Below are 8,151 nucleotides of genomic sequence, written 5' to 3'. Positions count from 1 at the left end.
CGTTGACGGCGGGTCGTTTCGTGGCGGATCCGTTCGGGCCGGCTGGTGGCCGGTTGTACCGGACGGGTGATGTGGCGCGGTGGGACGGGGACGGCCGTCTGGTGTTCGTGGGGCGTGCGGACGACCAGGTGAAGCTGCGTGGTTTCCGGATCGAGCTCGGCGAGGTCGAGGCCGCGGTCGCGGCGCACCCGGACGTCGCCCAGGCCCACGTGATCGTCCGGGAGGACCGGCCGGGCGACCGGCGCCTGGTCGCCTACGCGGTGCCGGCGGACGGTGCGGCGCCCGACCCGGCCGCGGTGCGCGCCCACCTGGCGGGCACCCTCCCCGAGCACATGGTTCCCTCCGCCGTCGTCACCCTCGAAGCCTTCCCGCTGACCGTGAACGGCAAGCTGAACCACAAGGCCCTGCCCGTTCCCGAGACGACCGGCACGGCCGGCGCACGTCCTCCGCGCACCCCTCGCGAGGAGATCCTGTGCGGCCTGTTCGCCGAGGTGCTCGGTGTCCGGCGGGTCGGCGCGGACGCCAACTTCTTCGACCTGGGCGGTGACTCCCTGCTCGCCACCCGCCTGACGACCCGGGTGAGCGCCGAGTTCGGCACCGACCTCACGATACGCACCCTGTTCGAGGCGCCCACCCCCGCGCGACTGGGCGCGCGTCTCGACGAGGGCGGCGAAGAGGGCGGCGCGCTCGACGTCCTGTTGCCGCTGCGGCCGTTCGGCACCCGGCCCCCGGTCTTCTGCGTCCATCCGGCCGGCGGTCTCAGCTGGTGCTACTCCGGACTCATCAAGCACATCGGCGCCGAGTACCCGGTGTACGGCCTGCAGGCCCGCGGACTGGACCGGGACGAGCCGATGCCGTCGTCCCTGTGGGAGATGGCCGACGACTACGTGCGGCAGATCCGGACCGTTCAACCGTCCGGGCCGTACCGCCTGGTGGGCTACTCGGCAGGCGGCGTCATCGCCCACGCCATGGCCACCCGGCTGGAGCAGCTGGGGGAGACCGTCGACCTGCTCGGCGTGCTGGACACCTACCCCGGCCAGCGGATGCCGCCCATCGACGAACAGGGCGTCCTCGCCGACCTGCTGCGCTGGGTCGGTTACGACCGCAGGTACCTCGGCGACGGACCGCTCACCCATGAACGCGTGACCGAGGTGCTGCAGCGTCTGGGCAGCGCGATGGCCTCCCTGGAACAGCGCCACATCGCCGCCATCACGCGGATCTACGCCAACAACAGCGAACTGTTCAACACCCACGTGGCCGAGAAGTTCAGCGGCGACCTCGTGCTGGTCGTCGCCACCCTGGACAAGATCGATATATCGCCCAAGCCGGACACCTGGCAGCCGTACGTCGGCGGCGCGATCCGGACCACGGAGATCGACCGGCACCACACCGACCTGATGAAGCCGGGCCCGCTCGCCGAGATCGGCCGGATCCTGGCCGCCGAGCTGCGCCGGATCGACGGCGCCGGCCAGGACGACGTGGCGCACCCCACCGCGAAGGAGAACTGACCATGACGACCGACGACAGCGCCCGCCGGCCGGACCAGGCCGAGCCGAACGCCCACTTCTTCCGCTGGCTGGAGAAGATGCGCGGGGACGAGCCGGTGAGCTACAACCCGCAGACCTTCCAGTGGTCGGTCTTCCGGCACGCCGACATCACCCGGGTCATGACCGACACGGTGACCTTCGTCAACGACATGGCCGACATCACCCCGCCCCAGGAGGACTACGACGTCTTCTTCCGCGGGAACATCGCCGCGATGGACGAGCCCAGGCACCGCAGCTTCCGCATGCTCGTCAGCAAGGCGTTCAGCGCCAGGTACATGAGCTCCCAGGAGCCCTGGATCACCGAGCTGGCCCGGGAGCTGCTCGACGCGGTCGGTGACAGGGAACAGTTCGACATAGCGCAGGACTTCGCCTTTCCCTTCCCGGTCGCCGTGATCGCCACCATCCTCGGCGCCCCCCGCGAGGACGCGCCCCTGTTCGCCGAGTGGGCGAACCTGCTGCACGCCAGCAACACCGGCGCCGAGGGGCACCGGGCCACCGCGATGCGGCTGAAGTCCCTCAACGACTACATGTTCGATCAGATCCGCAAGCGCCGCGCCGCACCGCGGGACGACCTGATCACCGCCCTGGTGCAGGCCGAACTCGACGGGCGCAGACTCGAGGACGAGGAGATCGTCGGCTTCGCCGGAGTGCTCCTGATGGGGGGCATCACCACCACCGCGGCGCTGATCAGCAACATCATCCTCACGTTCGACCGTTTCCCCCAGCAGTACGACGAGGTCCGCGCCGACCGGCGGCTGGTTCCCCAGGCCATCGAGGAGGTCGTCCGCACCCGGCCGTCCTTCAGCAACTTCGTCCGGATGACCAGCGAGGACGTGGAGCTCGGCGGGCAGCTGATTCCCGCCGGCGAGCTGGTCCACGTGTGGATCTCCTCGGCGAACCGTGACGCGGACGCCTTCCCCGACCCGGACCGCTTCGACATCCACCGCGCCCCGAACCGCCATGTCGGCTTCGGCCAGGGCATCCACTACTGCATCGGCGCACCGCTGGCCAGGCTGGAGAGCAGGATCGCGTTCAACCTGCTCCTCGACCGGTACGCGCGCATCTCGGTGGACCCGCTCGGGGACATCGAGTTCCTCGACACCTCGGACATGATCGGAGCCTCCCGGCTGCCCGTCATCGTCAAGAGAGCGTGACCCGGATGGCCGCCACAGCGTCCCCGCGTCCCGCGCACATCGCCGTGCTCAACATCCCCGCACACGGGCACGTGAACCCCACCCTGGGCATCGTCGCGGAACTCGTCCGGCGGGGCCACCGCGTCAGCTACGCCGTGCCCGAGGAGTTCGGTCCGCAGGTCAGGGCGGCCGGCGCCGCCCTCGTGCCGTACGAGACGACGCTTCCGGCATCGGACCGGGTCGAGGACTGGCCGTCGGACGACCCCGTGGCCATGATGCGGCTCGCCCTGCGGGAGGCCGTCTCCGTCCTGCCGGGACAGCTCCGTGCCTTCGAGGCCGATCCGCCGGACCTGGTCCTGCACGACTTCGGCGCCCTCACCGGCCGTCTGCTCGCCCACCGCCTGAAGGTGCGGTGCGTGTGCCTGTCCTCGACCCACGTCTCCACCGCGACAGCCGAGGAACGCGAGCAGCGGCAACACCTGTTCGAGGAGCTGTTCCACGACGATCCCCGCTGGCAGGAGTACCGGCACGGGTTCAGGAAGCTGCTCGACGAGGCCGGAATCACCCTGTCCGTGGACGACTACACCGGCCGGCCCGAGCGGTGCCTGGTTCCGATCCCGCGGTTCTTCCAGCTGCACGGGGAACGGGCCGACGAACGGTACGCGTTCACGGGCCCCTGCCTGGGCGAACGGTCCCATCAGGGCGAGTGGCGGGCACCCGCCGCGGACACCCCGGTGCTGCTCGTGGCCCTCGGCACCGCGGGCAGCGACCGGCCGGAGTTCTACCGGCGCTGCGCGCGGGCGTTCGCCGGGACACCGTGGCACGTGGTGATGGCCACCGGCCGACTCGATCCGGCCCTGCTCGGCCCTCTGCCCGGCAACGTCGAGACCCGTGCCAGCGTGCCCCAGCTGCGGGTGCTGGCACGGGCGAAGGCGTTCATCACGCACGCGGGCATGGGATCCGTACTCGAGGCGATGCACCACGGCGTCCCCATGGTCGCCGTCCCCCAGGTCAACGACCAGCCGGTCAACGCGGCCAGGATCGCGGACCTGGGACTCGGCAGGCACCTCCCGCAGGAGGAGGCGACCGTGTCCGCGCTGCGGGAGGCCGTGTTCTCGGTCGCCTCCGATCCCGCGGTCGCCCGGCGCGTGACCGAGACCCGTGCGCGGATGCGACGGCTGGGCGGCGCGTCCGCCGCGGCCGAACTGATCGAGTCGCAGCTGCCCGGCGGCACCGGCCGGTGGCAGGAGCTTGCCAGGCGCCTGGAGTTCACCGCGGGCGACGCCGAAGCTGATCGGGCCGTACCCGGCACGACAGCCGTCTGAGGGCAGGAAGGCCATGGACCCGAACACCCGAACCCCATCGACATCCCACCTGCTCGTGGAGACCAAGGGCGTCTGGACGGATCCGCGGGGCGCCTTCCTGCGGGACGCCCGCGCCCTCGCCGAGGCCGGGAACCAGGTTCAGCTGCTCTGCCTGCAGGACGCGGTCACCGCCGCGGTACGGGACGCCTCACCGCACGTCAAGGCCCTGCTGCAGGCCGGCGGCGAACTGTGGGTGGACGACTTCTCGCTCGCGCAGCGCGGTATGACGGACGCCCGCCTGGAGCCGGGCGCGCAAGTGGTGGACATGGCGCGGACGGCGGCCCGGCTGCTGGAACCCCAGGTCAGGCTGGTGTGGCACTGACATGGCACGGACCGTTCCGCACACCGACGTGCTCATCACCCTCATGGGCGCGCCCCATGAGAGCGACCTGCTCACCAGTGCCCTGCGGCTGACCCAGGCCCTGCTCGACCGCGGGGCGTCCGTCCAGGTGTGGGCCTGCGGCTACGCCACCATGCTGACCCAGCGGGCGCTGGGGGACGGCAAGCCCCGCAACCTCGCCGCGTGGTCGACCGAGTACCCGTCCACCAGCCTCGTCGTCCGGCGGATGCTCGACGCGCACCCCGGACGCCTGCACTGGTTCGCCTGCCGGTTCTGCAGCGACGACCGCGGAGCGGTCGACCACATCCCCCAGGTGCCGCTGCGGGCGCCGGCGAAGTACGCCGAGCACGTCGCCGCCGCGGCCAAGACGTTCCACCTGGGGGTGATGTGACGATGAGCTCGCACACGGCCGAACCCGGACAGGGCAGAGCGCTGGCCATCGTCGAGCGGGCCTACCGGGGAGCCGTCGAGACCCAGTTCTCCGACGCCCTCTACTGCGCCTACCTCTTCCACATCCACCTCGGCGGCCTCGACCTGCTGCTGCGGGGGCCGGCCGTCACCTACGCCGTGCGGGGTGCCACACCGGCCCTGCGGCTGGGCGGTCAGGACCTGCACACGGTCAACGACCCGCGCGTGAACCTGGCCGTCCTGCTGGACAGCGGGGTGGGGGTCTGGGTCGAGGAGCCCGACCTGCCGGCACACGGGCTGAGCCCCGCGGCACTGCTGCCGGACGTGCGGACGGTGCCGGCCGGCGAGATGACCGCCCGCTGGCCCGCGTACCGGTCGGTTTTCTATCTGTGAGTTCTCCCCGAACCGGCCCCCGCGGGTGCCGGCGGGCCGAGACCAAGGACGAAGGAGTGGAGAAGGCTGTGACGGCGCTGGCTACTGAAGGGCTTCCCCCTGTCATATCGGGCTGGTCGGCCGTGTCCCCGTACGGCATCGGCCGGGACTCGTTCGCCGAGGGCGTCCGTACCGGCCGGTCCACGGCGACGGCCCTGACGGACGAGCAGTGGAACGGGCCCGACGAGCGGGCCTGCCTCGTCCCCGGCTTCTCGGTCCGCGAGGCGCTGGGGCGCAAGGGCACCCGGTCCATGGACAGGGTGACGGGACTGGCCGTCACAGCGGTCGGCAGACTCCTCGGCGAGGACAGCGCGCACAGCGGGGAGCCGGTACCGGACGGGTCCCGGGTCGGACTCGTGCTGGGCACGAACACCGGCAGCGCGCAGAGCATGATGGACTTCACCCGGGACACCTTCACCGAGGACAAGCCCTTCCACGTCGACCCCTCCCGGTTCCCGAACACGGTGATGAACTGCGCCGCGGGTCAGTGCGCGATCTGGTACGGGCTGAAAGGCCCCAACCTCACCGTCGCGGCCGGCCGCGCGTCGGGCCTGCAGGCGCTCAACTACGGGCGCCGCCTGCTGACCTCGGGGAGGGCCCGGAGCGTGCTGTGCGGCGCGGCCGAGGAGTACTCCGACGCCCGGTCCTGGCTGGAGCACCACACCCGCGGTGCGCAGGATCACCCGGCGCTGCTCGGCGAGGGCTGTGCGATGGTGCGGCTGGTGCCGGGCGAGGCGGTGGCCGACGGCGAGGGCCTGGCCGACCTGCTCCGCGTCGAGACGGCGGTGGCGGGGGAACAGGACGTCAGCGGCCCGCTCACCCGGTGCGTGGAGCGAGCCCTGGGACGCGCCGGCGTGGACCCGGCGCAGGTCTGGGCCGTCGCCCCCTCGACCCCCGAGGGCGCCGGCGCGACCGCCGAGCGCGACGTCCTGCGACGGTTGTTCCCCGACGGCCCGCGGTGGCTGTCGCAGCGCGAGCTGATCGGTGACACGTCGGCGGCCTCCGCGGCGTTCCAGATCGTCTCGGTGCTGGCGCTCGCGCAGGACGACCCGGCGGCGAGCGGACGGGTGGCCGTGATCACCTCGGTGGACCGCGACGGAGCGGTCGCAGTCGCGCTGCTGAGGCTGCGCTGAAGACCGGTTGGCAGGTTCTGGCCAGCCCGGCTGTGACGGGCGGCGGAGGCTGCCACGGTGTGGATCGACGAGAACAGGATGGGGTGGCCCAGCGTGACGAAGACCGATGCGTGGGACGCGATCGTGGTCGGCTCCGGCATCGGCGGCCTGGTGTGCGCCGCCTACCTGGCGGTCTCCGGCCGGCGGGTGCTGGTGCTGGAACAGCATGACGTCGCGGGTGGCAACAGCCATGTCTTCCGCCGCCGCAGGTCCTACGAGTTCGACGTGGGCGTGCACTACCTCGGCGACTGCGGCCCCGACGGTGTGCTGCCCGCCATCTTCGACGGCCTCGGGCTGCGGGACCGGCTCCGCTATCTGCCGATGGACCAGGACGGCTTCGACGAGATCGTCACGCCGGGCGTGTCCATGTTCATGCCGGCGGGCTGGTCCGAGTACCGCAGGCGACTGAAGGAGGTCCTGCCGGGGGAGGAGGCGGGCATCGACGCCTTCGCCGACGTCTGCGAGGGCCTGGGCGAGGAGACCCGCCAGGCGCTGCTCTCCGACCGGGACCTGTCGATCACCGAACTCGTCGCCCGCGCGCCCATGACGGTCCGCTGGGGGCGGCGCACCCTGCACGAGCTGTTCGAGGAGTGCGGCCTGTCGGCCAAGGCCCGGACGGTGCTCGCGGCGCAGTCCCCGAACTACGGGATGGGACCGCGGCAGGCGACGGTCTCCATGCACGCGACCGTCACCGACCACTACGTGCGCGGCGCCTACTACCCCGAGGGCGGCGGGCAGATGATGGCCGCGGGGCTGGTGGAGGTTCTCGAGGCGCACGGCGGCCGCCTGCTCACCCGTGCCAGGGTCGAACGCATCCTGGTCGAGGACGGCCGGGTGACCGGCGTCGGGCTCAGGGACGGACGGCACTTCAGCGCCCCCGTGGTCGTCTCCAACGCCGACTACCGCAGGACCGTCCTGGACCTCGTCGGCGCCGAACACTTCCCCCGCCGCCTCGTCGCGAAGACCCGCGAGGCGACGATGGGCCTGCCCTTCGCCACTCTGTACGTCGCCACCGACACGCCGCTGCCGGAGCGGCCCAACGCCAACCTGTGGTGGTACGCCGACGACGACATCGACGCCTACTACGAGCGGCTCGCGGCCGGGGACATCGACCCGGTCCCGTTCCTGTTCATGTCGTTCGCCTCGCAGAAGGACCCGAAGTCGGCCACGGTGTGCCCGCCCGGGCACAGCAACTTCCAGCTGATGACGCTGTGTCCACCGGAGTACGAACGCTGGGGCGTCACCGGGGGGCCGGCCGAGGGCACCCGCTACCGCCGCGACCCGGACTACCGGCAGCACAAGGAACGGTTCACCGAGGCCATGCTCACGGCCGCCGAGAAGGTGCTCGGACCGTTCCGCGACCGCGTGGTGCACCTGGAGGCGGCGACGCCGCTCACGCACGAGCGCTACACCCTGTCCACCGGCGGCACGCCCTTCGGCCTCGCCGAGTGGGGCGGTCCGGGGGGACGCCCGGACACCAGGACACCGGTGACGGGACTTCACGTGGTCGGCGCCAACACCCGTTACGGCAGCGGCATCACGGGAGTCGCCGTCGGCGGCATCGCCTGCGCCGCCCAGATGGTCGGGCGCCGGCTGATGCACGAGGCCCACTCCGGCGCGGTGCTCGGCGATCCGGAACTGCTGCCGGAACGCGGACCGCGCTGGGACCCGCTCGCCGTGTCCCGGGGCACCGACAGGCACGGGGCCAAAGGACTGGCGGGCATCAACCGCCGCTGACCGGGCGCCGGAGCACGT

At 71.9% G+C, this 8,151-nt stretch carries 8 protein-coding genes; all 8 read left to right on the top strand.

The features are described 5' to 3' along the window. Positions 1-1,508, top strand: a 1,508-nt coding sequence (locus tag IE177_RS35665; protein ID WP_190019341.1) for a thioesterase domain-containing protein, incomplete at its 5' end; no start/stop codon positions are given. A 2-nt stretch (positions 1,509-1,510) separates the two neighbouring features. Beyond that, positions 1,511-2,701 (top strand): cytochrome P450, encoded by a 1,191-nt coding sequence (locus IE177_RS33975; RefSeq protein ID WP_190019340.1) that lies wholly within the window; start codon positions 1,511-1,513, stop codon positions 2,699-2,701. A 5-nt stretch (positions 2,702-2,706) separates the two neighbouring features. Beyond that, positions 2,707-4,005 carry a macrolide family glycosyltransferase gene (locus IE177_RS33970; protein WP_190019339.1) on the top strand — a complete coding sequence of 433 codons (1,299 nt, stop codon included), beginning with the start codon at positions 2,707-2,709 and terminating at the stop codon, positions 4,003-4,005. Positions 4,006-4,018: 13 nt separating this feature from the next. After that, entirely contained in the window at positions 4,019-4,366 is a 348-nt protein-coding gene (locus IE177_RS33965) for a DsrE family protein (protein WP_190019338.1), read from the top strand. Between the two features lies 1 nt (position 4,367). Beyond that, entirely contained in the window at positions 4,368-4,775 is a 408-nt protein-coding gene (locus tag IE177_RS33960; RefSeq protein ID WP_190019337.1) for a hypothetical protein, read from the top strand. Positions 4,776-4,777: 2 nt separating this feature from the next. Beyond that, complete coding sequence (locus IE177_RS33955; protein ID WP_190019336.1) at positions 4,778-5,185, top strand: hypothetical protein; 408 nt, start codon at positions 4,778-4,780, stop codon at positions 5,183-5,185. Positions 5,186-5,241: 56 nt separating this feature from the next. Further along, positions 5,242-6,357: a beta-ketoacyl synthase N-terminal-like domain-containing protein gene (locus tag IE177_RS33950; protein ID WP_229816395.1), complete on the top strand. Its 1,116-nt coding sequence runs from the start codon at positions 5,242-5,244 to the stop codon at positions 6,355-6,357. A 93-nt stretch (positions 6,358-6,450) separates the two neighbouring features. Then, positions 6,451-8,133, top strand: coding sequence for a phytoene desaturase family protein (locus IE177_RS33945; RefSeq protein ID WP_229816394.1), 1,683 nt, complete (start codon positions 6,451-6,453; stop codon positions 8,131-8,133). Positions 8,134-8,151 lie beyond the last annotated feature (18 nt).

It is taken from the genome of Streptomyces lucensis JCM 4490, assembly GCF_014650035.1.
GTDB lineage: Bacteria > Actinomycetota > Actinomycetes > Streptomycetales > Streptomycetaceae > Streptomyces > Streptomyces lucensis.
This window is presented reverse-complemented; position numbering and strand designations above follow the sequence as displayed.

What these genes read in the sequence shown, in the direction of transcription:
- IE177_RS33975 (WP_190019340.1), top strand. Translation starts at nt 1,511, where the DNA reads ATGACGACCGACGACAGCGCCCGCCGGCCGGACCAGGCCGAGCCGAAC.
- IE177_RS33970 (WP_190019339.1), top strand. Translation starts at nt 2,707, where the DNA reads ATGGCCGCCACAGCGTCCCCGCGTCCCGCGCACATCGCCGTGCTCAAC.
- IE177_RS33965 (WP_190019338.1), top strand. Translation starts at nt 4,019, where the DNA reads ATGGACCCGAACACCCGAACCCCATCGACATCCCACCTGCTCGTGGAG.
- IE177_RS33960 (WP_190019337.1), top strand. Translation starts at nt 4,368, where the DNA reads ATGGCACGGACCGTTCCGCACACCGACGTGCTCATCACCCTCATGGGC.
- IE177_RS33955 (WP_190019336.1), top strand. Translation starts at nt 4,778, where the DNA reads ATGAGCTCGCACACGGCCGAACCCGGACAGGGCAGAGCGCTGGCCATC.